This is a genomic window from uncultured Cloacibacillus sp. (assembly GCF_963926575.1).
GTDB lineage: Bacteria > Synergistota > Synergistia > Synergistales > Synergistaceae > Caccocola > Caccocola faecigallinarum.
Genome location: NZ_CAWUXW010000003.1, coordinates 900413 through 924869, shown reverse-complemented (window position 1 = coordinate 924869; position 24457 = coordinate 900413). Strand labels below are relative to the sequence as shown.

At 50.9% G+C, this 24457-nt stretch carries 20 protein-coding genes and 1 tRNA gene; 6 read left to right on the top strand and 15 right to left on the bottom strand.

The features are described 5' to 3' along the window. Window positions 1–4: 4 nt before the first annotated feature. The 13 genes from ABGT66_RS09550 to ABGT66_RS09490 all read right to left on the bottom strand — a co-directional run bounded on the left by ABGT66_RS09550 (window position 5) and on the right by ABGT66_RS09490 (window position 18059). Window positions 5–1135: a TrbI/VirB10 family protein gene (locus ABGT66_RS09550; protein WP_346690370.1), complete on the bottom strand. Its 1131-nt coding sequence runs from the start codon at window positions 1133–1135 to the stop codon at window positions 5–7. A 124-nt stretch (window positions 1136–1259) separates the two neighbouring features. Next, window positions 1260–2447: a P-type conjugative transfer protein TrbG gene (gene trbG / locus ABGT66_RS09545; protein ID WP_346690369.1), complete on the bottom strand. Its 1188-nt coding sequence runs from the start codon at window positions 2445–2447 to the stop codon at window positions 1260–1262. A 23-nt stretch (window positions 2448–2470) separates the two neighbouring features. Beyond that, on the bottom strand, window positions 2471–3118 hold the full coding sequence (locus ABGT66_RS09540) for a VirB8/TrbF family protein (protein ID WP_346690368.1): 648 nt from the start codon (window positions 3116–3118) through the stop codon (window positions 2471–2473). 25 nt (window positions 3119–3143) lie between these two features. Next, the gene (locus tag ABGT66_RS09535) at window positions 3144–4349 is read right to left on the bottom strand and encodes a type IV secretion system protein (protein WP_346690367.1); all 1206 of its coding nucleotides are present in this window, start codon (window positions 4347–4349) and stop codon (window positions 3144–3146) included. 18 nt (window positions 4350–4367) lie between these two features. Then, window positions 4368–5108 carry a hypothetical protein gene (locus tag ABGT66_RS09530; RefSeq protein WP_346690366.1) on the bottom strand — a complete coding sequence of 247 codons (741 nt, stop codon included), beginning with the start codon at window positions 5106–5108 and terminating at the stop codon, window positions 4368–4370. Continuing rightward, the gene (locus ABGT66_RS09525; protein WP_346690365.1) at window positions 5105–7525 is read right to left on the bottom strand and encodes a hypothetical protein; all 2421 of its coding nucleotides are present in this window, start codon (window positions 7523–7525) and stop codon (window positions 5105–5107) included. Before ABGT66_RS09525 ends, ABGT66_RS09530 begins: the two co-directional genes overlap by 4 nt. Window positions 7526–7848: 323 nt before the next feature. Beyond that, entirely contained in the window at window positions 7849–8172 is a 324-nt protein-coding gene (locus ABGT66_RS09520; RefSeq protein WP_346690364.1) for a TrbC/VirB2 family protein, read from the bottom strand. A gap of 109 nt (window positions 8173–8281) precedes the next feature. Continuing rightward, a complete protein-coding gene (ssb, locus tag ABGT66_RS09515; protein WP_346690363.1) occupies window positions 8282–8758 on the bottom strand; it encodes a single-stranded DNA-binding protein in 477 nt (158 codons plus the stop codon). A gap of 32 nt (window positions 8759–8790) precedes the next feature. Further along, the gene (locus ABGT66_RS09510; RefSeq protein WP_346690362.1) at window positions 8791–9756 is read right to left on the bottom strand and encodes an ATPase, T2SS/T4P/T4SS family; all 966 of its coding nucleotides are present in this window, start codon (window positions 9754–9756) and stop codon (window positions 8791–8793) included. After that, complete coding sequence (locus ABGT66_RS09505) at window positions 9756–12068, bottom strand: GLUG motif-containing protein (protein WP_346690361.1); 2313 nt, start codon at window positions 12066–12068, stop codon at window positions 9756–9758. The genes ABGT66_RS09510 and ABGT66_RS09505 overlap by 1 nt, the downstream gene beginning before the upstream one ends. Window positions 12069–12107: 39 nt before the next feature. Continuing rightward, window positions 12108–12581 (bottom strand): OmpH family outer membrane protein, encoded by a 474-nt coding sequence (locus ABGT66_RS09500; RefSeq protein WP_346690360.1) that lies wholly within the window; start codon window positions 12579–12581, stop codon window positions 12108–12110. Between the two features lie 16 nt (window positions 12582–12597). Next, complete coding sequence (locus ABGT66_RS09495; RefSeq protein ID WP_346690359.1) at window positions 12598–17508, bottom strand: YadA-like family protein; 4911 nt, start codon at window positions 17506–17508, stop codon at window positions 12598–12600. Between the two features lie 17 nt (window positions 17509–17525). Continuing rightward, complete coding sequence (locus tag ABGT66_RS09490; RefSeq protein ID WP_346690358.1) at window positions 17526–18059, bottom strand: DUF4406 domain-containing protein; 534 nt, start codon at window positions 18057–18059, stop codon at window positions 17526–17528. Between the two features lie 163 nt (window positions 18060–18222). Here ABGT66_RS09490 and ABGT66_RS09485 point away from each other — a divergent pair, with 163 nt between their 5' ends. Then, window positions 18223–18642, top strand: coding sequence for a helix-turn-helix transcriptional regulator (locus ABGT66_RS09485; protein WP_346690357.1), 420 nt, complete (start codon window positions 18223–18225; stop codon window positions 18640–18642). Between the two features lie 53 nt (window positions 18643–18695). On the opposite strand, the gene ABGT66_RS09480 is transcribed toward ABGT66_RS09485, so the two are convergent. Continuing rightward, window positions 18696–19874, bottom strand: a complete 1179-nt coding sequence (locus ABGT66_RS09480; RefSeq protein WP_346690356.1) for a tyrosine-type recombinase/integrase — start codon at window positions 19872–19874, stop codon at window positions 18696–18698. A gap of 178 nt (window positions 19875–20052) precedes the next feature. After that, window positions 20053–20145 (bottom strand) — tRNA-Ser (locus ABGT66_RS09475). Window positions 20146–20319: 174 nt separating this feature from the next. Between ABGT66_RS09475 and ABGT66_RS09470 the strand changes: the two genes are divergently transcribed. The 5 genes from ABGT66_RS09470 to pyrH all read left to right on the top strand — a co-directional run bounded on the left by ABGT66_RS09470 (window position 20320) and on the right by pyrH (window position 24440). Continuing rightward, window positions 20320–20598, top strand: a complete 279-nt coding sequence (locus ABGT66_RS09470; RefSeq protein ID WP_346690355.1) for a YhdT family protein — start codon at window positions 20320–20322, stop codon at window positions 20596–20598. Beyond that, complete coding sequence (gene panF / locus ABGT66_RS09465) at window positions 20591–22069, top strand: sodium/pantothenate symporter (RefSeq protein WP_346690354.1); 1479 nt, start codon at window positions 20591–20593, stop codon at window positions 22067–22069. The genes ABGT66_RS09470 and panF overlap by 8 nt, the downstream gene beginning before the upstream one ends. Before the next feature lie 143 nt (window positions 22070–22212). Beyond that, window positions 22213–23043 (top strand): 30S ribosomal protein S2, encoded by an 831-nt coding sequence (rpsB, locus tag ABGT66_RS09460; protein ID WP_346690353.1) that lies wholly within the window; start codon window positions 22213–22215, stop codon window positions 23041–23043. Window position 23044: 1 nt separating this feature from the next. Beyond that, complete coding sequence (tsf, locus tag ABGT66_RS09455; protein WP_294194932.1) at window positions 23045–23641, top strand: translation elongation factor Ts; 597 nt, start codon at window positions 23045–23047, stop codon at window positions 23639–23641. An 88-nt stretch (window positions 23642–23729) separates the two neighbouring features. Next, window positions 23730–24440, top strand: a complete 711-nt coding sequence (pyrH, locus tag ABGT66_RS09450) for a UMP kinase (protein ID WP_294194934.1) — start codon at window positions 23730–23732, stop codon at window positions 24438–24440. Window positions 24441–24457 lie beyond the last annotated feature (17 nt).

Here is a 24457-nt window from a genome sequence, read left to right as displayed (position 1 = left end):
CCTCCTAAAGTGTTTCTCGGACTGGCAGTAAAAGCTCTTTATTGACGATGACTGAAAATCTGTAGGCCGGTTTGACGCGGAGCGTTGGGGCCATGTCGAGATATTTGCGAAGCAGCCTGTCCGCCATGTCCGCAAGGGAATCCGCTATTTCATTAACGATTTCATTGCCGTCGTCGTCTACGACGGCGACGGTTGCGCCGCTTCCCGTGCCGAAGGACATGTTTCGGCTGGCACGTGCGCGGATTATCCATTTGATGCCGTTGGGGTCGCTGCTGTTGTAATCCGGGGTTTTGTTTTCACCGAGTAGTTCTTTGAGGTCTGGATATAACGCTTCGTCGAACTCGGAGCCGTCGCACATTAGGTAGCCTATGGGGGCCATGTCTGTGCTCCAGCCCTTGATTGTGCCGACGAGCTCTGTATCACCCAGGACTACGCGGGGCTGAGAAATCGTTATTTCAGTTTCATCTTTGCCGTATTCTTCGGCTAATCCTGCAAAAACGGAAATCATAACGGCGGAGCCGAACATAGGCAGATAGTGGTTGTCTACGCTCGCTTTGAATCCCGCATAACCTTTGCGGTCTGTTCCCGGCATGTTGTCCATGTCGAGGACGGAGCCGTCTGGGAAGATGAGGCGGCTCCATTTTATGAGCGGACGCCGCTGGCCGAATATCACTTTGCTGTCGTATTCGCCGAAAAGCCTGGAGCCCTGCGGTATGAGCAGCTCCGTTCCGGTAGGGGAGTCGTAGACCGGTTCGGAGACTTGAGCTATGAGGTATCCGGGCAAGTCTGAGTTGAGACCTGTGAGAAGCATCGCAGGGATTATGACGCCGGAGTTGACGACGCCCATGCGCTTGACTTCCGCCGGTCGCGCCAAGTATTTGTTCCAAATGCTTGCCTTTTGCGGAGGGACGATTTTTGCCTGGGGCGTCGTCTCAAGCGCCGGAGCCGGCGTTTCCCACTTCGGAGTCATGCTCGACGTATAGGTCTTGATGCCGTTTGCTATTTCTTCACGGGAGACAGACGGTTCTTCTTCAACGATGTAAGGCGTGCCGTCTTCGAGGTACACCATACCCAGCGGCAGCGGCTCTCTGTCTCCGTCCGGCGCTTCGCGGAATGGGGCCGCGCGCATGGACATGATGCGGTCAATTTCATCCTGGCTTAACTCTTCCGCCGCCGGTACTTGCTGTGCAAAGAGCGCGACGGACGCAAGCGCGGCCAGGGTTATTGATATGAGATGATTTATCGCGCTCTTTGTCATGCTATTCAGTTACCGCGCTTGCTTTGGCGGCTTCCGCTTGCGCACGCTTCGCCGCTTTTTTAGCCTTGCGTTCTTTTAGATAGTCTGCGTATGTGTATGATTTCTTTTCAAGCTGCGGTTCTCCCCAATTTTTCGCGGATGTGGACGGCTTGTATGTTTTATTAGATGGGGAGGATTTCTTTAGGGATTCCTGCTTTTTGTTCGCCTCTTTTTTGTCTTTGACTATCACGACTTTCTGCGAGTACGCGCCGCTTCCGGCGAGAAGCACCCCGTTGTCTATAATCGCGTCTATGACGTAGGTGTTACCGACGACGCGGTAGTTGACGAGTTCTCGAGCGCCGTTGCGGACGGCCATGAAGACAGGGGCTTCAAGCACTTTGAGGTTCTGCGGAAATTGGATGTACGTCTTCACGTTGTCGGTATATACCGCCGCTGGAAGCCATTTGATATTTTTGCTTTTAGGGACGATTTTGTAGCCGTAGTCCAGAGCGGACAACGTTGGTCGCGCGGATGGGCTTGCTGTTTTTTCGTCCGAAGGTTTGGGCGCGGACGCTTCTGCTTCGTGCGGAAGTACGTATGGCCGGTTTGCCTTTTCCGCAGCTTTTTGCTTCGCTATGTTTTCAAGGAAGGCATTCCATTCAGACTGGTTGACGCTCTGCGGATACCTGAAGGCGACGTGCGGTGTGTAGTGCTTGTTACTTGATACGAGGTCGAGGTGGTACGAGCGGCGCGACGTATGTATTACCAAGTTCGTCATTAGGTCAGGCATGGACGGCTTGACCATTACGTGCATGGTTAAGTCTGCACCGGAACCGGAAGATGCGGGAAGCACCTGCCAGTTCACGCTGTCGCCGATGAAGGGAGCAGTTGTGACGGTTTCGCCAGGTTCTAACTCGATGTCGACGACGCGCATGGGGCGGCAAAGTATGCGCGGCATTGTGGAACCGTATGTGAATATGACGGCCCCGCCTCTGCCGAGCGACGGATCCGGGCCGTTGTTCTTCTTCGCGAATTCTTCCGCGAGTTTTGACGCTTTCTCGTCGATCGGCCTAGGCTGTACTTTTTCTTTTATCGTTCCGTACATTTCCTTAAATTCCTGTTCGGCGTAGTCTGCTGAGTTGGGAGCGGCGTAGGCGCAGCTTGTCATTAGTGTGGATATGAGCGCGATTAGGACAAATTCTCTTTTCATTGTGCTTCCTCCGGTTTTATTTGTTATTTGAAGTCTCTGTTCATGGAATACGACACTACGTATATCCCGAGCGGGTTGTCCTTGATTTTGTCTACGTCTGTTGGCGCCGAGGTGCTGACCTCGAAGACCCCGCTCCAGTTTTCGTTGCGTGTTCTGATCCCGTCGACGAAGACGTGCTCAGTCCACTCGGCGCGCCAGCTGTTAGCGCCCATCGGCAGTATGGTGCGGACTTCTACGGCGACGGTTTCACGCTTGTCTTTGTAGCGTTTGAACGGATCGTTGGCGCGATAGAACTGATTAGTTGTATTGAGCGCGGAACTTGATTCGGGAAGCGTGCTGTAGACCATGCGCTTGATGAGCCAGCCTTGTGCTGTAGGGTCGGCGGTGATGGACTTGAGCCCTTCGACGAATTGGCTGATTCTCGCAATGACGAGGCGCGGATCTGCCGCCTTTGCGCGTTCCGCGGGGCCTGTCGCAATGGCGAAATTGTGTTTGTCGACCTGGACTACCCACGGCACGATCTCTTTGCTGTTTGAGAGCGTTACTAGACCTATTGCAAGTATTATTACTGCAATAGCTTCGGTGATCGCTACCGTGCGCCAGCATACGGCTGCCTTGTTAAGCGCCGCATACTTGTCTAATGCTGCTTTCTTTGTCTTAAATATGTCCATTTCTTATATCTCCTTTTTTTATGGACTATTGCGGTGGTACGTTGTTAGGGTTTCCGTCTGGCGGAGTTATGTTGTTGTATTGTTTTTCAACGCCTCGCCTGACTGCGCTGAACCCCGCTTGACGCATTAAGTTGCCGACCGCGCCGTGTTCTCCTCCGTAGCCTCCTTTTACAGCTCCCGCAAGACCGTGGCCGAGTTTCGACCACTTACCGCCTCCTGTCGCCGCTGCAAGCTTTACGCCTCCGGCGGTTCCGATACCGGCTCCCACGGCGGTAGCTACACCGGTCGTGACAGCTCCGGCTATTGCACCTGCTAACGCAGCACCAGAGCCGGCCTGCATTCCGCCTCCTAGCGGGGATCCGGCGACTATGCCGCTTGCGAATTGAGGCAGGGTTTTCAGCGCGCCGCTGAAGACGAACGTCGCTACGACAAGCTGGAAGCAGAGCGGAATTATGTCTGACTGCGTCATTGTCTGCACGTCGTCGAAAAATGAGGGAAAGATCTGATTGCCTATACCGAAAAGCAAGTACATGACGAATACTTCTACGCTGGAGCAGAACACCGATTTATAAGCGGTTATTGCTATTCCGCGCGTATAGTCGCATGAGGCGAATCCCACGAAGTAAAGCGCCACCATTGCGGACAGATACAGCTTGCACAAGCCGATGATAAGCGTGAGGACGGCGAGCGAGAAGCATAGCAGTATCACTACAGAGCAAAGTCCGGCTATTATATATTCCGGTATTTTTGCAAACGTACTGCCTGGAACAGCTCGTAAACTATCAAAGAGCCCCGTCACTGTCCGCATTCCAAGGTTTATCAACTCAGACATTGTGCCTGAGCCGCTGAGTGTTTTTCCTGCGTTTTGAAAGCCTTGTATGATAAGCTCGAAATGCTGCGATGCCCGCGAAAAGAAGAACCACATTATCCCGAGTATGACGATGTTTTTCGTCACGGTTAATACAACGGACTGTATGTCGGCTCTGCCTTCTAATGCGAGTTGACATAAATTCCATCCAATCTGTATAGACGCGAGAACCCAGAATAACGTGCGGCCAGCAGAATAGAGGAAGTCGGTGATGTTTGTATTTGTCTTGAACACGTCCTGGAACTTTTCTATGACTTCATCTACTTGTGCTGCCGATGATAGATCTGCCGTGAGCATTACGGCAATAATCAGCAAAGCTGACGCACAGCAAATTTTTCCTGTCTTTTTGAGGAGTTTCTGCATAATGTAATGATTACTCCTTTAATGGTCGAAGTCTGTTGTGACGGTAGAATCGTCAAGCTCGCCGCTCTGCATCTGCCGGTCGTAATAGATGTCTTCCGATTTCGCCTGCTGACGTTCGGCTTCTATCGCGAGCAGCTGCGACTGGAGTATGTTGATGTCGTTGCGCAGCTTGTTAATCTCCTGAGCGATTGCTACTGCGATTTCGTTGCCAGCTTGGAGCGCCTGCATCTGACCGACTGCGTTAGCGCTGCGCCCGTGGAGTTCTTCTATCACTTGATTGTCGCGCTCAATCTGCTTTATCGTCTGGTCGATCTTGTTGGCAATGGCGTTGAGAGTAGCCGTCGCCTGGCGTGAGCGAGTAACAGCGTTATCGAGCGCGTTGCTTGAGAGCGGGGCATCGAGCATACGTTCAAGCGAGTCGACGAAGCGCCCGTAGCTCTGATAGAGACCGACCGTCTGCCGAACCGCAGTCTGTAGGCTTTGGAGCTGGCCGGATACATCGTTAATAAAAGAGGTCGGCAGTTTTAATCCTTGTTTGAGCATCTCGTTGTATTGGTTAAGCTGGTTCGTTATCTGCTTAACCTGGTTGGAAATCTGCTCGACCTCCTGGCCGAGTATCGCGCCGAGCTCGCTGTTGTTGGCGAGCTGCGTGGTTTCGAGCGCGCCGCCTGACATTCCTCCGCCTCCCGCGTATGCGGACAATATGAGCGTGCAGCAGAGTACGGCTGTTATTATCACAATGAATACGATGCGTCTCATTCCACGCGCTCCGTTTCTACTTGCATCCAGTAATCGGCCCAGTCGTCGAGACGACGTTCGCGGAGCCATTGTACGGGCCAGTTTTCGCCGTATTGCTCGATAAGCTCGTCGATGCGCTTCAAGTTATCTTTGCCTGAAGCGCCGACGAAGCTCAGGGAGACGTCGCCGAGCGAAAGACGGAAAAGCCGTCGTCCGTATGGATTGACGAAGAAGTAATCCTGTTTTGGGATAGCTCCGGCTATTGTGTTTATCTCTGCGTCGTTTAGGCGAAGCTGCTCTGCGTAGAGCTTTTTCATCGTTTCAGAGCGAGCTTCGGCGTTCGGCAGCAGGATTTTTGTCGGACACGAGTCGAGTACAGCGCTCGCTATGTCCGAGTTGAGCACGTCGACGAGGCTTTGAGTTGCGAGCACTACGGCTGCGTTCGCCTTTCGCAGTACCTTGAGCCATTCTTTGAGCTTCGCGGCGAACAGCGGAGTCGAGAGAGCGAGCCACGCTTCGTCAAGGATTATGAGCGTCGGCTTACCGTCGAGCCGCTTTTCTATTTCGTGGAAGAGATAGAGGAGAGTCGGCGTAACGACCTGCTGAGCGTGGTTCATGAGCTCTTCGAGTTCGTAGGCGTTGACGCGGGAATAGGAGATGTCGGTCGAAGTGCCGTCGAGGTATTGCCCGTATGCGCCGTTCATGGTGTAGATGTTGAGGGCGTCGCGGATGTGCTCGTCCTGTATGTTGACTTGCAGAGCGCCGAGCGACCGTTCTTCAGATGAGGTTGTGCCTTTGGCCATCGTCTGTATCGCGCTTTCGATGAGCGCGCGGCGCTGCGGCGTCACTTCGCCTTTGTTGAGCGTTACCAGCGTTTCTACGAACTCCATCGCCCATGTTATGTCAGCCCGGGTTTCGAGACAGGCGAGCGGGCATAGGGAAGGGGTATTTTCGCCGCCGAGGTTGTAGAAGGCGGAGCGTTTCATCGCCATTATCAGAGGATACATGCTTCTGCCTTTGTCGAAGATGAATATCTGGCTGTTCGGATAGCGGTCGAACTGCGCGGCTATCGTCGCAAGCAGCGTCGATTTGCCGGAGCCCGTCGGCCCTAAAATGAGCGTGTGCCCGATATCCGAGAAGTGAAGGTGGAGCCGGAATGGGCTGCCGCCAGCAGAGGTAGCCTGAATGAGCGCGGGCGAGTGCGGCGGATACATGGGCGGAGGGCACGGGCATTCAGGTTCGCCAGGCCACATTGACCCTAGCTGGAGCATATGGGCAAGATTGAGCGAGTGGAGCAGGGGCTTGCGGACGTTTTCGTATCCGTGACCAGGGAGAGAGCCTATGAACGCATCCATCGCGTTGCGGTGCTCGACAATGACTTTGAAAAGGATGTTTTCGACGACGCGGACTGCTTCTCTTGTCTTATCGTTGAGCCTGTCCATGTCTTCGTCTCTTATGATTATGATGCTGGTGTAATGACCGTATGAGACGACGCCTTCGTTGAGGGCCTGGAGCGCATCATTTACATCGGATTCCTGGACAAGCGCGTCTTTGTTCAAGCGGCTGGTCGGCCTGTCGAAGAGCTGCGCCAGCATAGGAGTTTTGCGCTGCGCCCATTTTTTTTGTTCTTTGGTCATGTGCGCGTAGGCGACGCGGAAGTCGAGCGGTATGTACCTCGTGCTCCAGCGGTATTCAAAGGGCATGTTGGCCAGCGCGGAGAAGATGCACGGCAGGCTCTCTTTTGGGAACCCGTCTATGGATACGACTGATACATAATGATTGTCATATATAAGCGGATTTCCTACCTCGGCATCACGGGCGAGAAGTGAATCTAAGTCGGCAGTCTCGTCTGGGAAGACGGAGGTGTGTCGGCCGTTTACACAGAGGTTAAGCGCGCTCAAGAGTTTTTCGTCACGCAACGGCTCGACAGTGAATATGTGCGACAATGAGTTTATGAATTCAGCGCAAATAGACTCAAAGGCTGCAATCTGTTTATCCTGTGCAATATTCTCCGGCTTGTCGCCGGTGACGAAAATGTTGTAGAGCATTTTTGCGATGCCGCTTTTTTCCGTTAGCGGAGGCTGCCAGGTCAAGAAGCAATACGTCTCGGTTTCGTAATGATTGCCGACGGTTTCAAACTGTCTCTTACGCTCATGGTCTATGATTTTAGTGACGGTCTCGGAAAAGCACCCTGACGGATATTCGGTTGTCGGAACCCTTATCACTTCCCAATGGAGCATATAATCCTGTCCGAGCTTTTTAATTGCGTTGTTTGCTAGCGTTGCCACCGAGGCGCGATCATATTCTGGCGTTGTATCGAGGTCGATGCCGGAATACTTTATGCCGGCGAGCAGGCAGCCGTCTTTTAGGAGTACCGTGTACGGCGATACCTGTGCTTCATATCTGATGAGCGACGCAAATGAAGGGGCTGATGGCATTGTTACCACCTCTTGTATATCGGTTTATATGAGTCAGGGATGCGGCTTGTCGCCGTGTATGTGCCTCCGTATTTAAGGCTGCGCATAAATACATGGCGCATTTGCGGGTCACGCTTGCCCATCTGTGTGAGGCCAATCTGTCCGCATAGCCACAACCCTACGCCGAAGGCGACGGCGTAAGGCTGTGTTTTCATAATCCCCGCAGGCACGATGAGCAGCGCGCAGACAAGAATGAGCGATAGAAACATTTCTCTGTCGCAACCAAGTATCGTTTGCGGCCTAGTGAGGCTGTGATGTATCGGCGCTCCGTAGTCTTCCATCTGCTAAATGATGAGCGCTCCGCTGACGCCGTAAAGGGTCTGGAATATGTTTGTGCTGAAGACTATGAACCCGACCATGCAGATTATGCCGCAGGCTATTTTGATCCACCCCGTCAGTTCGCCTCCGAAAACGATACCGAAGCCAGAGGCCGCCATAGCTATTATGGAGACGAAGAAAGCTACTGGCCCAGTGATAGAACTAGCGAAGTCTTCTAATGCACTTTCATATTCAAAACCCTGTGCTCCGGTGGAAGCTAATGCAGAATCGGCTGCGAGTAATAAAAGGCAAAAGAGAGACAGTATAAACATAGTGCGATTGATTTTCATTTGTTATTCCTCCAATGTTGTGTTATCGATTTTGCTGCCATTTGCGAATCAAGCGTCGATTATTTTTCTTATCTCTTCATAAATCAGCTCCTATCTGCAATCAGACTGTTTATTGGTACGTCGCGTAGTTTTTAGCGGCGATTGCCTGCGCGATTTCTTCCTCCGTGAAGTTGTAATCTTCTGTGTAATCCGTTTCAGGAATTTCTTCTATGTCTTGATATTCTTCACGCTGCGGCTCATGGGCTGTGTCTCTCGCTTTACTGAGCAGTGTTATCTCGTTTGCAATAAAGACGAGTTCGTATGTTCTTTTACCGTTCTGGAGCTCGCGCTCGCGATTTTTGAGCTTGCCTTCACACTCTACCAGAACGCCTTTGGAAAGGTATTTTTCGGCAAAGGCCGCCGAGTGTTTGAAGCAGAGTACGGGAATAAAGTCTGTGCTTTGCTCCCAGCCGGAGCCGTCAGCGGAACGGACGTGGTAGTTAGATGCGACTACGAACCAAGCGACCGGTTCTTTTGTTTTCGTGTAACGCATGGATGGCTTGTCTGTTAGGTTGCCGCGAAGTATCACTCTGTTTTTTCCTCTCATTTGTAATTCCCTTCCTTCGTTGAGTAAGTATTCTATTGAGCATTTGACGCCAGTTCTTCGAGCTTGTATTGGCCGTCGATCGTCATGCCGTTTACGCCGACTATCTGGGAGACTATAGGGCCGCGCTTTTTGTCTCGTTGGATGTGGACGATTACGTCCACCGCGTCAGATACCAAGCTGCGGATAAACGGGATACTCAGGTTTTGAGCTTCGAGTATGAGGCTTTCAAAGCGCGAGAGCGCCGACTGCGCGGAGTTTGCGTGCAATGTACAGACTCCGCCGGGGTGCCCCGTGTTCCACGCTTTGAGCAGGTCAAGAGCTTCTTTGCCGCGGATTTCGCCGACGATTATGCGGGTAGGGAAGAGCCTAAGTGATGCCTCCAAAAGTTTGCACATAGACGCCACCTCTGTAGTTTTGAGGTAGATTACATCATCTAGCGAGAGAGAGATTTCACTCGTATCTTCCATCACGACTACTCGGTCATCAGGAGCGACAGCGGAGAGTTCCTGTAGAAGGGCTGTAGTGAGCGTTGTCTTACCAGAACCTGTACCGCCACTGACGAGTATGTTCTTGCGTCCCTGTAATGCCGCCCGAAGTATCTTTGCCATTTCATTTGTCATGCGTCCGGTAACGAGGTAGTCGTCAAGCCTGAATGAACTTGCGCGGTTACAGCGTATGGAGAAGATTGGAGCCGACACAACCGGCTCTATAATTGCCTGAACCCTCTGCCCGTCTGGCATAGATGCTTTTAGCAGCGGCGCTTGTTCGTTGACGCTGGTGTCGTTGTAGCGTGCTATGGAGCCGATTAGAAGCATGGCTTCGTCTCGGTCAAAGGTCACTCCTGTTTTTATTTTCCCATACTCAAGACGGACTATCCTGATGATTTTGTCTTCGTTAAGCATTATTTCTACAACGGAACCATCATCGAGAAACGGTTGTATTTTCTTCGCTTCATGTTTTATTTTTGCAGCTATTCGTTCTCTGAACTCTTCGCGCATTATCTGTTTTTCTTCTTTCTGTATAAGGTTGCGAGCAAAACGACGCAGGACAGGAGCGCGGCGCTCGCGTGTGTCGCGTTGCAGCCGCTTCCGCCGCCGCTGGAAACGTATGTGCCGCCTGTATCCGTCTGCTTGAAGAACGCCTGAATGGTGGAGCTATCTTTTATATCCGTCATTGTGTATGACGATACAGCGCCTATAGAGATGCCGTTGACGGCGACGGTGTCTATTTCATAGCCGCTTTCTGGAGAGATTGTGAACGTTATGGAACCGCCATAGGCGATGGATATTCTGCCGGACGGGGATATCGAGCCACCTGTTTCAGCCTGAGCTGTTACATAGAGTTGAGGCTGTTCCGTGTGCGTTTCCCCTGGAAGTATGATTGACGTACCGCCTCCGTCCGTCACTATGGTTATGCTTGTGTTTCCTCCGTTGATTATCGTCCCGCCAGGCTGCACGACGATTATGCCGCCGCCAGTTATTGAGCCTGTTTCTTCTATGACTACTGTGCCATTGTCCTCGACGACGATTTGACCTTCGTTTTCTATCTCGCCTTCAACGGTGAGCGTGACGTCGGATGGCACTCTAAGCGTTTCATCGGGAGCTACTGGGTAGATTTCGCCTTCAGGAATAGTTGTGTCAGTTTCAAGCGTTGTGTCCTTCTCTCCGACGGAAGTTTCTCCTGGTTGGTATGTTTCGCCAGGGCTGACGGTCTCGTTTATCCCGTCGTCTGTGACTACTGTTACCGGTGAGTCGCTGTTGTTTATGACTTTGCCGCCGTTTTCTACAATGACAACGCCGTCTCCTGTGATTGCGCCGGTAATGTCTATAATTAAGGTTCCCTGATCTTTTACCGTTACGGAGCCATCGTTGTCGAGGATACCTTTGTCAGTTAGTGTGACGCCTCCGGGGATCACGAGGTTCGTGTTCCCGTCTACAGGATATGTTTCGTTTTCTTCAATAATTGTGTCCTGCGAGAGCACAACGTCGGTTTTTGAGCCGTCATCGCCGCCTGGCGAGTCTGGATTATCCGCTGCGCCTGGCTCTTTGTCTGCCGGATAGTTTTCGTCAAACCATGTGTCGTCTCTCACTCCGCTGCCGGTTTCACTGCCGGAAGATGAATCTGGGCTGCCGGTAGTGATGTCGGCCGATCCGTCTTCAAAATATGAGTCTTCTATATGACCGTCGTTTTCTCCAGCTATTCCTCCTGTGAATTCTTCGGCCAAAGACGTTATTTTTCCTGTGCTGGTACAGTTTGTTATAGTACCTTTGTTGTATCCGGCGATTCCGGCCACCATTATGTTGGCTGTGACGTCTTTACGGTTGTGGCAGTTGTCTATCGTGCCTTCGTCGTTGTAGCCTGTGACTCCTCCGGCCATGTTCCTGGCGTCGACGCTGCCGTAGTTGTAGCAGCCGTTTATCTCTCCGCCTGTGTAGATTCGTGAGCTTATGCCTCCGATGAAGAAATCGCCGGTTATCGTGCCGTAGTTGACGCAATTGCTGACGGTTCCGTTGAGCGCGCCTACGACGCCGCCTGACTGCTGTGTGCTTGATACTGAACCGTGGTTAGTGCAGTCCGTTATTGTGCCGCTTGAGGCGCTGGTTATGCCTCCGGCTGCTGTTTCTGTTACCGCGATGTTTCCGTAGTTGGCGCAGCCAGACATTGCCGACGATGAGCTTCCGGCGACGCCGCCCGCGCCGTATGTGGCTTTTACGTTTCCTTTGTTCGTTGAGTTTGTTACAGAGCCGCCTGCGTAGCCGACTACGCCGCCTACTTCAAGGTAGCCGTTGACGGTGACTTCGCTGGTGACGTTGGATATTGATCCTCGGTCGAGGTAGCCAGCAACGCCGCCTGCATCGGTGTGGCCGGTTACTGTGCCTGTGACTGTAAGGTTTCTGATGGTGCCTGAGATTTTACCGAAAAGTCCGGTGCAGTCTCTGTCCGGCTGGTAAACGTATAGATTATGGATGGTGTGCCCTTGGCCGTCGAATGTCCCGACAAACGCTCTGTTTTCACTGCCGATAGGAGAGAACTCTTCTCCCGTCGGATTTTCGTCTGGGTTGAGCCAGATGTCGCAGGTCAGATATACTGGGCCATCCGGCGAGAGCAGACTTGCCAGACCTCTCAGCTGTGCGGCGCTTGAGACGGTGTAATAGTCTATCTCGTAGTAAGCGTCTTCACCGGAGCCAACGCGGCGATAATGCGGCGTCGGCGAGGAGGTTGTTGGGGAGGCTGCAAAACATGGATATACCAAAGCCGCCAGTATTAACACAGTCAGAGTCGTTGTTATAAGACGTTTAATCACGGTCATGGGACACACCATCATTCTCAAATTGCCTCCTTCGCTTCGTTATTTCCCGAAGTCGATTTTCTCTTTATTAAATTTCGTTAGTATGTCTTTTGTTACGTCAGCCTTAGCGCTAACGGAAATAGCGTTGCTTTTTGATACAACCGCGGTTACGCCTTTTTTGTTTGTTTTGAGCCACGTGTCGATTACTTTCCTGAGTCTTTCGACGATAAGGTTTGTTACACGTGTATGTTCGATGTTGTATTCTCGGTTGAGTTCAAGCTGGCGTATCTCGACCTTACCTTTGTCTTTTTCAGTCTTGGCGTAGTTTTCCAGCTCCTTATTGAGTTTGGCGCGCAGCTCGTCGACTCTTTTCTGTGCGGTTTTACCAGGATTGCTTTGCGCTATAACCTGGGATACGTCGACGAATGCTACTTCGCCCGCATGGGCGGGGAGCCCGAAGGCTCCCGCCGCGATACAGATAGCCGCTGCCGCGGCTGCCGTGTGGCGCTTGATGCTGCTGAAATTCTTTTTCATGTTTTTCTCTCCGTTCTTATTTAGATATGTTTGTAATCTGGGTAATCTGCTGTTTGAGCGCCGCTATTTCTGCTTCCAGTTCCTGTATGCGGTACTGAGACTGTATTTGCTGCTGCTGCATCGATACCATGTCGCGCGCAAGTTCCGGCTTTTTCTTGCTGTTGGGGCCGACAGCGATGCTGACGCCAGCCCGTCCCATGATGTCGCCGTCAGAGCAGAGGGAAGCGCCGAGATTGAACATGAGGTTTGAGCGGACATAGTGGAAAACGCCCACAGCTACCGCGTATTCGTCACGGTATGTGCCGAACGCGGCGGAAAGCGTAGTCGGTTCGTATGGGTTGTAGGGAACGGGATGGAGGCCGGACATAGCCGCAGCGTGTGCGCCAACGATGTTAATGCTTTCCTGGAGGTCGTCCATGCGCTTGTAGGCGTTCCAGAGCTGGTTACCGGTCACTGCGTCGGTGCTGCCCTGATATATGCCGCCGTCGCCAAGTCCGGTGATTATGCCGCCGCCCATGTTGATGTTCGTTCCGTCGGACGAGATGTTCCCGATTTTGATTGTGTTGAAAGTCGGGTTGCTGTAACCGTCTCCGAGTACCGTCTGGAGTGTCTTGAACTCTTGTTCGTGGTTTTCGATGTAGACGCTGTGTTCTTCAAGCTTTTCAGCGTTGGCTTCGCTGAGGCCTTTTACTTCGCTGAGCTGTCCGAAGTTCACTGCATCGCTTTCTTCTGTGCCGTCTGCAAGGTTGCCGATTTTCGTGCCGTTTTCACCTTTGAGTGTAACGCTTGATTTGTCGTTCCCGTCATAGGTTACTGCCGCGTCACCGAGATAATCCAAGTCTTCAAGTTTCGTTACCCTGTTGTCGAGATTGGTTATATCACCTTCAATGTTTTCTATTTTGTTGTTGATATTTGTTACGTTTTCTGAAATCTGTCCTTCAAGCTCGCTTTTTACGCTGTCAAGCTGGCCTTTGTTCACGGCATCTTTGGCATCTACGCCGTCGGCGACGTTGCCGATTCTGGTGCCGTCTGTACCTTCGAGTGTGACGCTGGATTTTGTTTCATCGTCGTATTTGACGGCTGAATTACTAAGGCTGCCGACGTTTGTTTCGATATCGTCTATACGCTGGTTTGTCTCGTGTAGCTGTCCACCGGTTACTGCGTCCGTGCTCCCTTCAGAGACGTCACCACGCTGAAGGTTAGTGATTTTGAGACCGCCCATGTTTATGCCGGTGCTGCTTATGGAAATATTTGTGTTGCGGATGGAGATAGCGTCGAACTCTGGGGCGGCAACGGTGCTGAATACGTAGTTGCCGTCAGCGTCTTTGGTGATGGCAACGTTCGTACCGTCTTTGAGTGTGACGACTTTGCCGTCTCCGATTTCTTCTGCTTCACCGTCGTTGACTTTGAGGCTCCATTTGCTTTTCGCGTTGGCAGACGCAAGCGTGTCTTCAAGTCCTTTGTCGAGCTGGCCTTTGTTTACGGCGTCATTTGCGTCTACGCCGTCTGCGACGTTCTTGATGGTGACTTTATCCGTGCCGTTGCCGAGCGAGATACTAGTCTTCGATTCGTCGTCATATTTGACTGCAAGCCCATCGAGCTTAGAAAGGTTAGTCGTAATGTCACCGACGTTAGTCTCAAGGTCTCCGACACGCTCGTTTGTGGCGTAAAGCTGGCTCCCGTTTACAGCGTCAGTGCTGGTTTCGGAGAGTTCTCCAGCTTTCACGTTAGTGATGGTAGTGCCGCCGGTTCCTTCAAGGGTTATCTTTGTCTTGTCGCTGCCTTCGTCATACTTGACCACAGAGCCGGAAAGTCCTTCGAGGTCTTCCGATATGTCCGTGGTCTTGTCGTCGACGTATTTCTTATTTGCGGCGTCGGTGTCGTTTTCCGGAGTCGCTACGTTTGAGATTCTTACAGTGCCGTTGTCTCCGTCGTTGAGTTCGAGACGGTTGGCCGAACCTTCTTTATATTTCACAGCAAGGCCGTCCAGAGACGCGAGATTCTGGTTAGTCTCGTAGAGCTGACTTCCGTTTACAGCGTCGGTGCTGGTTTCGGAGAGTTCTCCGGCTTTCACGTTAGTGATGGTAGTGCCGCCGGTTCCTTCGAGCGTTATCTTTGTCCTGTCGCTGCCGTCATCGTATTTGACGGAAGAGGCGTCGAGCTGCTGTATCGTTTGGTTGGTCTCGTACAGCTGACCGCCAGTCACGGCGTCGGAGCTTCCTTCAGAGACATCGCCGCGCTGGAGATTTATGATTTTTTTGTCGCTCATGTCGATGCCGTCGCTATTGATAGATATGTTCGTATTGCGGATTGTGACGGAGTCGAACTCAGGAGCAGCTACCGTGCTGAAAACGTAGTTGCCGTCGGCGTCTTTGGTGATGGCAACGTTCGTACCGTCTTTAAGCGTGACTACCTTGCCGCCGGAAATCTCATCGGCAGCAGAGTCATTGACTTTCAGATTCCACTTCCCGCTGGCTTTTGCGTCGGCAATACCGGCGTCGAGCTGTCCTTTGTTTACAGCGTCATTCGCGTCGACGCCGTCGGCGACGTTCTTGATGGAGACTTTATCCGCACCGTTGCCCAATGTGATACTGGTCTTTGATTCGTCGTCGTATTTGACTGCAAGCCCGTTCAGAGACGCGAGATTCTGGTTAGTCTCGTAGAGCTGACTTCCGTTTACAGCGTCGGTGCTGGTTTCGGAGAGTTCACCTGCTTTTACGTTTGTGACGGTTGTAGCGCCGGACGTATTTCCGAGAGTTACAGTTTCTTTTGATTCGTCGTCGTAGTTGACGGATAACGTGGAACCACCGCCGGTTCCGCCGTCGATCGCGTTCAAAGCATCCTGGACGGAAGTATAGGTTGTACCGCCGACTTCGAGACCAGTTGCCAGCGTTCCAGTACCGTCTGAAGAATTGAAAGAATATGATGATGTTCCACCAAGAGCGGATGCAACGTCAGTGCCGTGTTTTTTGAGCTGTGAGACATTAACTCCATCCGTGTCATCAATGCCTGCTGCAAGGTTTACTAATCTACGCGTTATTTGATCATAAGATATACCGGAAACATCATCTGTATAAGCGGCACGGCCTATTGATATGGTATAGGTATCATTCGCGATAGAATTGCCTCCAATAGCAACCGACTGAAGCGCGTTTGAAGACGCTCTGGGACCTATTGCAATTGCGGAGGATGCGTCAGCTTTAGAATTTAAGCCTAAAGCAATAGAGTTTGCACTTGTTGCATTGGCAGATGCTCCTAATGAAATTGAATTGGACGCACTAATTGTTGAATCATTGCCAATTGCAATTGATCCGTCAATATTCCCAGCACCTCCACTGGCAAATAATGCATTTATATTTGCACCACTTCCAATAACGATAGAACCGGTTATTCCAGCGCCTCGGGTAGTTATTTCTGCATCCTTACCTATTACTATGGAACGGGACACATAGCCAGAATAATTGGTTCTATTGCGTGTAATAGATTCTACTGAAATACTAGAACCTGAGCCCAATACAATCGTATCGGAGATTGTACTGAGCTTCGATTGGGTGAGTGTATTATTGTTACCAATTACAACTGTATCCACTATATCCCCAGAACTATTTTCCAAGGTTTTTGATGAGAACGTATTACCAAAACCTATAGAAGAAACATTGTATAATCTACCGTTGTTAGTTGCTAAATGGGAAATATCTGAACCTATGAAATTAACATGGCTCAAACTTCCTTCAAACGTGAAATCTGAACCAATTGCCGTAACATATGATGCCACTGTTGTTTCGTAATTTATATTTGATCCCAAAAAATGTATATTGTTTATTGAACTATAGCTGGCGCGAGGATTTTTTAATAGTATGTTTGACCCAAAAGCTTGGGAATCAGTGATGGGGCTTCCATATGGGTCGATTAAAACATTAGATCCAAACGCTATTGTATTTGATACATCGCTATCAACCTGGTAACGCTGTGAATAAATTTTAACGTTGGAACCAAATGCAATGGAATCTATGAGTGATGTAATGTCACCAGCTGTGGCTATCTCTGCTCCTATGCCAAATGCGATTGACCGAGATACCAAACTGTTAACAGCTGTATGATTTACTCCGGCAGCAAGATTTGCGGCAATTGAATCTGGCCCGAAAACTATAGAATCTGAAACGGTGGAATTCGCCCTAATAATACCATTATATTCAGGTGAAACACGTGCACCATTTCCAATAACAAGTGTATTCTCAACTTTTGAGTTAGAGGGGGTCTCGATATAAGCATTCGCACCTAAAATAATATTCTTACTTACAGCACCATTTGTACTATCAATATAAGCATCAGTACCAATAATTATAGATTTTTCACCAATAGATGAATTGTTACGACCTATAACAATTGAATTATCGCTAGTTACTGAACTGTCGGTCCCAATGACAACTGAATTGCTTGAACCTACTACAACATTTTCTGATGCAGTGCCGCCATTATCATCAGGTACATTTATTTCATTTGTATATGTATTAACAGATGTACCATCACCAATGGCAATATTTCCAGTCGGAGTATTCCAAAGAGAAGAAGATGATTCAATTTTATTGATACTGGAATTTACTCCGAGTGCTATTGAGTTTTCGCCAATAACGTAAGCACTAGAGCCATATGCAATTGAATTAGCACTTGAAAGCAATGTTGGACTATATGTGTAATAATCATTTTCCGCATCATAAATTGGATTTAACCATGTATAACTGTTGACAACTGCAGTGTCACCTATTGCAATAGCGTTTTCTCCATCAGCTTTTGAATTTTCCCCAATTGCAACTTCAGCACCATTTATGACTGTCCCTTCTGTTAATGCTTGCGCTTGCAATAAAGGAGTAATGGAGCACGTTAAAACAGTGAAAAGAGCTAATAAAACGAGCCTTTTTATTTTCACTTTCGTTCATCCTTTCTCTAAAAATATTTGACTGGAATTTTTAGAATCTCAGCGAAACGTATCTCAATTTTGCAGCCTTCGGAGTTTTGCCAGTCTCCATAGACCCAAAGCTCATCTGCTAGTTCAAGAAGCGCCCTGCATTGCTCCAAAGCTCTCGACTCTTCAGTACCAACTGGTAAGAAACCAAAGGCATGAATGGGGGAAAGGATAAGAATGTCATCGCGATCACGTAGGATGTTCATACATATTTGTGATACCTTCTTTCTATTTTGTTCCACAGCGGCTAACATCATTTCGCCGGTTTTGTTGTTGCGTAGAGGGTGTGAAATGTAGATCCGTTTAATTTCTATGTCGCCAATAACATCGAGGAGGCAGCCTTCGGGAAGTTCATAAGTTTTTTCAAGCCTGATCACGCTTGATATGTTAGGTGTGGACAAACCAGATTCCCAAGTACGTAGAACACGCTGCGAAAATTTTCCTTTTGAAGCAGCGTCTTTAATTGATAAGTTATTTCTCATTCTTACTAATCTTAATAAATTACAAAACTTCATAATTTTATCCCCATTATTCTAATAATATTGCATTTATATGGCGATTATAAGATAAAATATGTGAATATACAAGAATAAATTCGTGTTATGCCATTGAATAAGCTAAATGAAGTCAAATATGTTAGAATAAAAGTGTAATAAATTGCGGAGGTCGAATATAGGAATGGTGCAATTTAATGTAGAAAAATTTGAGATTGCTCGCAGACGAGCAAATTTGTCAAATAAAGAAGTGTGTAAGCGGATAGACGTGTCGGCAGGGACACTTTGCACATGGAAGAACGGCAAGAATATTCCTAGCAGTGAAAATCTAACTAAACTCGCAGATCTGCTCGGAGTCAGTAGTTCGGAGCTAATGTTGGTGTCAGATAGTAGCAGTACGGAAGAGTCAAGTGTATACGGCAGCGAGAGATTGGAAGTCACTTTGCTTAATGCAGCTGCCGCCGTAATGTCAGTGCGAGACGGGCTGCGCAGAAAAGGCGAGAGCGCTAAAATGGATGCAGAGCAGGCAGATGAATTGCTTAAAGAAACAGAATTATATTTTGGTAAAATATGGAAAATTATTGAACAACTTATGAAAGAATAAAAGGGAACAATGAAAAACTTCTGTTCCCTTTTATAATTGCTATAAAATTGAGACTAATCGAAGATATTTATTGTCGGTTTTGCCGGAGCCTGAGCACCTGTAATACGTGAGTCAAGATAGTCACTCCACCATTGCATCATATATCTTCGTTGTGTCAGATATATTGAGCGGTTATAGATGCCTCTTATTGAGTTATCTACATGGGATAATTGCAATTCGATATAATCTTTAGGCCAACCATAAGTATTGAGTACTGTTGACGCCATTGAGCGGAATCCATGCGGCGTCATTTGCTCATTCGTGTATCCAATGGAACGAAGCGCAACACGTAATGTTCCTTCACTAAGCGGGCGGGCACAACTTCGCGCAGAAGGAAATAGCCATTGTCCGCGACCGGTTAGTCCACGTAATTCATAAAGGAGATCTATGTTCTGGCTTGATAAAGGAACTATATGATCTCTTTTCATTTTCATTTTTTGTGATGGAATTACCCATTGTCCCGAAGTTAAGTCTATTTCTCGCCATTCCGCATGTCGGATCTCGCCAGGGCGACAAAATGTTCTTGCAGAGAAAAGAAGCGCAAGGCGCGTAATCCTATGCGGATAGGCTGTAATCGACCTCATTAGCATGGAAATATCTTCTGGCTCAGTTATACATGGGAAATGTTTGGCTGGCCTTGTTGGTAAAATGTCTGAAAGGTTGGCAGCGGGGTTAGTTGTAATAATGTTTTGTGCCATAACAAAGTTGAATACTTGGGAAATTATGATTCGGACCCTTCTCGCGGTTTCGTAGTGTCCTTCTTTGATAATATCAGAACATAACTTCACTATAGTTTGAGATGTGATACGGCTTAACGGCATAGATTCCAATTTCGGCGCTATGTAATTTCTCCAACGGCTTTCTATAGTTTCACGGTGCATCTCGGTCAAACGTGCATAATGATAATCATAAAATGCTTTGTACGCTTCTCCAAAGGTCATATCTCTATCTAAATTTAAAGAGTTCGACATTTTCAGTTCAAAGGCTTTTTGACGAGCCTGTTTCAATGTGACCTCTGGATAACTTCCTATGCTTCTGCGAAATTCTTTTTTACCAGCATAAAGACGTACTATCCAATATTTTGCATTGTTGGGATTGATTTCCAATAAAAGCCCCCTTCCGTCAGATAAATAATATTTGCGGTCTCGTGCCGCTGCATTTTTTACGATATTTTCAGTTAATCCTTGCTTCATTCGTAACAACCTCCGACCGTACAAGAGTTTTAATGTCAATATGACTTTTGTACGGTCTATTGTACGAAGTGCTAACATTCCATTTGTTACCATTGGGTTCCAAATAGAATTTTTGATATAAAAAAATCCAGTCGAGGACTGGATTTCATATATTTTGTGTCTCTGTAGAATTCTAAAATGGCGGAGAGGGTGGGATTTGAACCCACGTAGCGGCTCAGCACCGCTAAGACGATTTCGAGTCGCCCGCCTTCGACCGCTCGGCCATCTCTCCGCGTCTCGCAAAAGACGCAGAATATTATAGCCGATTTCCGCGACTTTGCAAGCTCTGGGAAAAAGCGAATTTTATGATAATTGGCTTTACATATATTGTTGCGCCGCCTGGATTGTACTATACTTTTTCGTCATAGTACGCGCTGTACGCGTAAATGTAAATGGAGGGGTCGCTGTGGCTTCAAAGGACTTTATGCGCTCTACGCGACGCGAGACTATCGTCATCGTCGCTCTCTATCTGCTCTTCTTTGCATGGTGGTACGTCACCGCGTACGGCTTCGGGGACGACCCGGCGGAGTACGAGTACATCCTCGGCTTCCCAGAGTGGTTCTTTTACAGCTGCATCGCCGGATACGTTGGCATTTCGCTGATTCTCTGGGGCGCCGTGCGCCTCTTCTTCAAGGATCTCCCGCTCGACGACGCGGACGAATCGGAGGACGAGAGCAATGGTTAACCACGTCGCCATGATAGTGCCGCTCGTCCTGTACTTCGTCCTCATCATGGGGATTGCGTGGCTCGGCAACCGCTTTGCGGCGAAGCGCGCGGACACCGCGGGCTTCATGGAGGAATATTTCATCGGCAGCCGTTCGATGGGCGGCTTCGTCCTCGCTATGGCGGTCATAACGACCTACACGAGCGCGAGCAGCTTCGTCGGCGGCCCCGGCATCGCCTACAACCTCGGCCTCGGATGGATTCTTCTTTCAATGATACAGGTGCCGACGGCTTTCCTGACGCTCGGCGTGCTGGGCAAGCGCTTCGCGCTCATCGCGCGCCGCACGAAGGCCGTGACGATTACGGATTTTATACGCGCGCGCTACGACAGCGACGCGGTCGTTATACTTTCGTCGGCGGCTCTGCTCGTCTTCTTCATGGCGTCGATGCTCGCGCAGTTCATCGGCGGCGCGCGGCTCTTTGAATCGGTGACGGGCTACTCCTATCAGACGGGTCTCATCATATTCGGCCTCACCGTAGTAATCTACACGACGGTCGGCGGCTTCCGCGCCGTCGTCCTCACCGACACCATCCAGGGTGTGATGATGCTCGTCGCCTCGCTCGCGATACTCTTCGCCGTCGTCACGGCTGGCGGCGGCGTCGGCAACATCATGCAGACGCTTTACACTATCGACCCGAAGCTTCTGACGCCGACCGGCGCGAACGACGCGATACCTAAGCCATTCATACTTTCGTTCTGGGTGCTCGTAGGCATCGGCGTGCTCGGCCTGCCGCAGACGACGCAGAAGTGCCTCGGCTATAAGGACTCGCGCTCTATGCACAGCGCGATGATAATCGGCACCTTCACCGTCGGCTTCATCCTCCTCGCGATGCACCTGGTCGGCGCCATGGGCCGCGCCGTCATCCCCGACATAGAGATCGGAGACCTCGCGGTGCCGACTCTGACCGTGCGGCTGATGTCGCCCTTCTGGGCAGGCATTTTCATCGCGGGGCCGCTCGCCGCGATAATGTCCACCGTCGACTCGATGCTTATCATGTGCTCGGCCGCGATAGTCAAGGACCTTTATTTCCACTACGTCCTGAAAAACGACGAGACGAAGCTGCCGCCCTCGACCGTCAAGCGCATGAGCCTCGCGGTCACCGGCGTCGTCGGCGTCATAGTGTTCATAGCGGCGCTTAAGCCTCCGTCGCTGCTCGTATGGATAAACCTCTTCGCCTTCGGCGGCCTCGAGGCGGTATTCTTCTGCCCGACGCTCTTCGGACTCTACTGGAAGCGCGCGAACTCGACCGGCGCTCTGCTCTCGATGGCCGGAGGCGCGGCGGCCTATTTCTTCTTCACACTGACGAAGATAAGCATAGCGGGGACGAGCGCCATCGTCCCGACGCTCGTGATTTCGACGGCGCTCTTCATAATCGGGAGCCGCTTCGGGCGCGCGGAGCCCGCGGAAAAGCTGAAAGCCTTTGAAATATAGGCGCGGCCTTGTCCGCCGCTATAGGCTGTGATATACTTAGGAACGGTGTACAGCACACACAGCCGCTGACGCAAAAGAGGTTCCCGCGCAGGCGGGCTCTTGGGCGGGAGAGGCGGCTGGAGGAAAAAACAGGAGGGATACACATGGGTGTAGTAAGCATGAAGCAGCTTCTTGAGTGCGGCGTCCACTTCGGACACCAGACGAGACGCTGGAACCCGAAGATGAAGCCGTTCATCTTCACGGAGCGCAACGGAATCTATATCATCGACCTTCAGAAGACGGTCAAGGGACTTGAAAAAGCCTACGACTTCGTCCGCGAGATAGCGAAGTCGGGCGGAAACGTCCTCTTCGTCGGAACGAAGCGCCAGGCGCAGGACCCGATCCGCGACGAAGCGACCAAGGCCGGCCAGTTCTACATCAACCAGCGCTGGCTCGGAGGACTCCTCACCAACTTCACGACGATCCGCCGCCGCGTTATGCGCATGGCCGAGCTCGAGCAGATGGAAGAGGACGGAAGCATCAACAAGTACCCGAAGAAGGAAGTAATTCAACTCCGCAAGGAACGCGAGAAGCTTGAGAAATACCTCTCCGGAATCAAGGATATGCGCGACATCCCCGACGCGCTCTTCGTAATCGACCCGCGCCGCGAGACCATCGCCGTCCTTGAGGCGCGCAAGCTCGGCATCCCCGTCATCGCCATCGTCGATACGAACTGCGACCCAGACGTCATCGACTACCCGATACCGGGCAACGACGACGCCATCCGCGCGATAGAGCTCATCGTCGGCCTTATGGCGAACGCCTACATCGAGGGACGCCAGGGACAGGACGCCCGCGTTGAGGAAGCCGCCGAAGAGGCCGCTCCCGAGGCGGAGGAGCTTCCCGTAATAGACGAAGACGAGACGGTAGAGGACGAAGTTAAGGTCCGCGTAAAAGAGATGGCCGACCAGAAGGGCTGGAAGGAGACTAACTAACATGGCGAATATCACTGCTGCGATGGTGTCGGAGCTTCGCGCCCGCACCTCTGTCGGAATGATGGACTGCAAAAAGGCGCTCGTCGAATGCGACGGCGACATGGAGAGAGCCTGCGACTACCTCCGCGAGAAGGGACTTGCGAAGGCCGCTAAGAAGGCCGAGCGCACCGCCGCCCAGGGACGTATGTTCACCTACGTCCACAGCAACGCGAAGCTCGCCGTCCTCCTCGAGCTGGACTGCGAGACCGACTTCGTCGCGCGCACCGACGAATTCCTTACGCTCGGACACGAGATAGCGATGCACATCGCCGCCGCCAACCCGAGCTACATCAAGCCGGAAGACGTTCCCGCCGACGTCCTCGAGCACGAGAAGATGGTCATCATGGCGCAGGCCCGCGAAGAGGGCAAGCCCGAGAAGATGCTCGAGAAGATCGCCGAAGGCCGCATCAACAAGTTCTACGAGGAAAACTGCCTCATGGAGCAGAAGTACATCCGCGACCCGAACGTCAAAATCAAGGACCTCATCATCGAGAACATAGCGAAGATAGGCGAGAACATAGTCGTCCGCCGCTACGCCCGTTTCGCGATAGAAGCCTAACTCTGAACCGAACGCCGAGGCGAGGGATTATTTTTAATCCCTCGCCTTTTTAATAGCAAAAAATAATTTGTCCCGAAGGGAGATTCTCATGAACCGCAAATACAACAAGATACTGTTGAAGCTGTCCGGCGAAATACTCGCCGGCGGCGGACACTTCGGCCTCGACTACGACGCCGTGCGCGGAATCTGCGAGGAGATCGCCGAGGTCGCGAAAGAGGGCATAATGGTCTCCATGGTCGTCGGCGGCGGCAACATCATCCGCGGCGCGCAGACGAAGTACATCGAGCGCGCGCAGGCCGACTACATGGGAATGCTCGGGACCGTCATCAACGCGCTGGCGCTTCAGGACGCGCTCGAAAGCCTCGGACAGCCGACGCGCGTTCAGTCTGCGATAGAGATGCGCCAGATTGCGGAGACCGTCATACGCCGCCGCGCGATACGCCATCTCGAGAAGGGGCGCATCGTCATCTTTGCGGCCGGCACAGGCTCGCCATACTTCTCGACCGACACCACCGCCGCGCTGCGCGCCTCAGAAATCGGCGCCGACTGCGTCATAAAGGCGACGAAGGTCGACGGCATATACGACAAGGACCCCGAGAAATTCCCCGACGCCGTGAAGCTGCCGCACATCACCTACATGGACGCGCTGAACATGCAGCTCAAGGTCATGGACGCCGCGGCCTTCTCGCTCTGCCAGGACAACAACATCCCGATAGTCGTATTCGACATGCTCAAGAAAGGCAATCTGCGCAGATTGCTGATAGACGGTGAAAATATAGGCTCTATAGTCTCCAGATAGAGTATAATCTATAAAAC

Excerpts from the sequence above, each read along its gene's own strand:
- ABGT66_RS09550 (WP_346690370.1), bottom strand. The coding sequence starts at position 1,135 with ATGTCCATGCGCGCGGCCCCATTCCGCGAAGCGCCGGACGGAGACAGA.
- trbG (WP_346690369.1), bottom strand. The coding sequence starts at position 2,447 with ATGAAAAGAGAATTTGTCCTAATCGCGCTCATATCCACACTAATGACA.
- ABGT66_RS09540 (WP_346690368.1), bottom strand. The coding sequence starts at position 3,118 with ATGGACATATTTAAGACAAAGAAAGCAGCATTAGACAAGTATGCGGCG.
- ABGT66_RS09535 (WP_346690367.1), bottom strand. The coding sequence starts at position 4,349 with ATGCAGAAACTCCTCAAAAAGACAGGAAAAATTTGCTGTGCGTCAGCT.
- ABGT66_RS09530 (WP_346690366.1), bottom strand. The coding sequence starts at position 5,108 with ATGAGACGCATCGTATTCATTGTGATAATAACAGCCGTACTCTGCTGC.
- ABGT66_RS09525 (WP_346690365.1), bottom strand. The coding sequence starts at position 7,525 with ATGCCATCAGCCCCTTCATTTGCGTCGCTCATCAGATATGAAGCACAG.
- ABGT66_RS09520 (WP_346690364.1), bottom strand. The coding sequence starts at position 8,172 with ATGAAAATCAATCGCACTATGTTTATACTGTCTCTCTTTTGCCTTTTA.
- ssb (WP_346690363.1), bottom strand. The coding sequence starts at position 8,758 with ATGAGAGGAAAAAACAGAGTGATACTTCGCGGCAACCTAACAGACAAG.
- ABGT66_RS09510 (WP_346690362.1), bottom strand. The coding sequence starts at position 9,756 with ATGCGCGAAGAGTTCAGAGAACGAATAGCTGCAAAAATAAAACATGAA.
- ABGT66_RS09505 (WP_346690361.1), bottom strand. The coding sequence starts at position 12,068 with ATGACCGTGATTAAACGTCTTATAACAACGACTCTGACTGTGTTAATA.
- ABGT66_RS09500 (WP_346690360.1), bottom strand. The coding sequence starts at position 12,581 with ATGAAAAAGAATTTCAGCAGCATCAAGCGCCACACGGCAGCCGCGGCA.
- ABGT66_RS09490 (WP_346690358.1), bottom strand. The coding sequence starts at position 18,059 with ATGAAGTTTTGTAATTTATTAAGATTAGTAAGAATGAGAAATAACTTA.
- ABGT66_RS09485 (WP_346690357.1), top strand. The coding sequence starts at position 18,223 with ATGGTGCAATTTAATGTAGAAAAATTTGAGATTGCTCGCAGACGAGCA.
- ABGT66_RS09480 (WP_346690356.1), bottom strand. The coding sequence starts at position 19,874 with ATGAAGCAAGGATTAACTGAAAATATCGTAAAAAATGCAGCGGCACGA.
- panF (WP_346690354.1), top strand. The coding sequence starts at position 20,591 with ATGGTTAACCACGTCGCCATGATAGTGCCGCTCGTCCTGTACTTCGTC.
- rpsB (WP_346690353.1), top strand. The coding sequence starts at position 22,213 with ATGGGTGTAGTAAGCATGAAGCAGCTTCTTGAGTGCGGCGTCCACTTC.
- tsf (WP_294194932.1), top strand. The coding sequence starts at position 23,045 with ATGGCGAATATCACTGCTGCGATGGTGTCGGAGCTTCGCGCCCGCACC.
- pyrH (WP_294194934.1), top strand. The coding sequence starts at position 23,730 with ATGAACCGCAAATACAACAAGATACTGTTGAAGCTGTCCGGCGAAATA.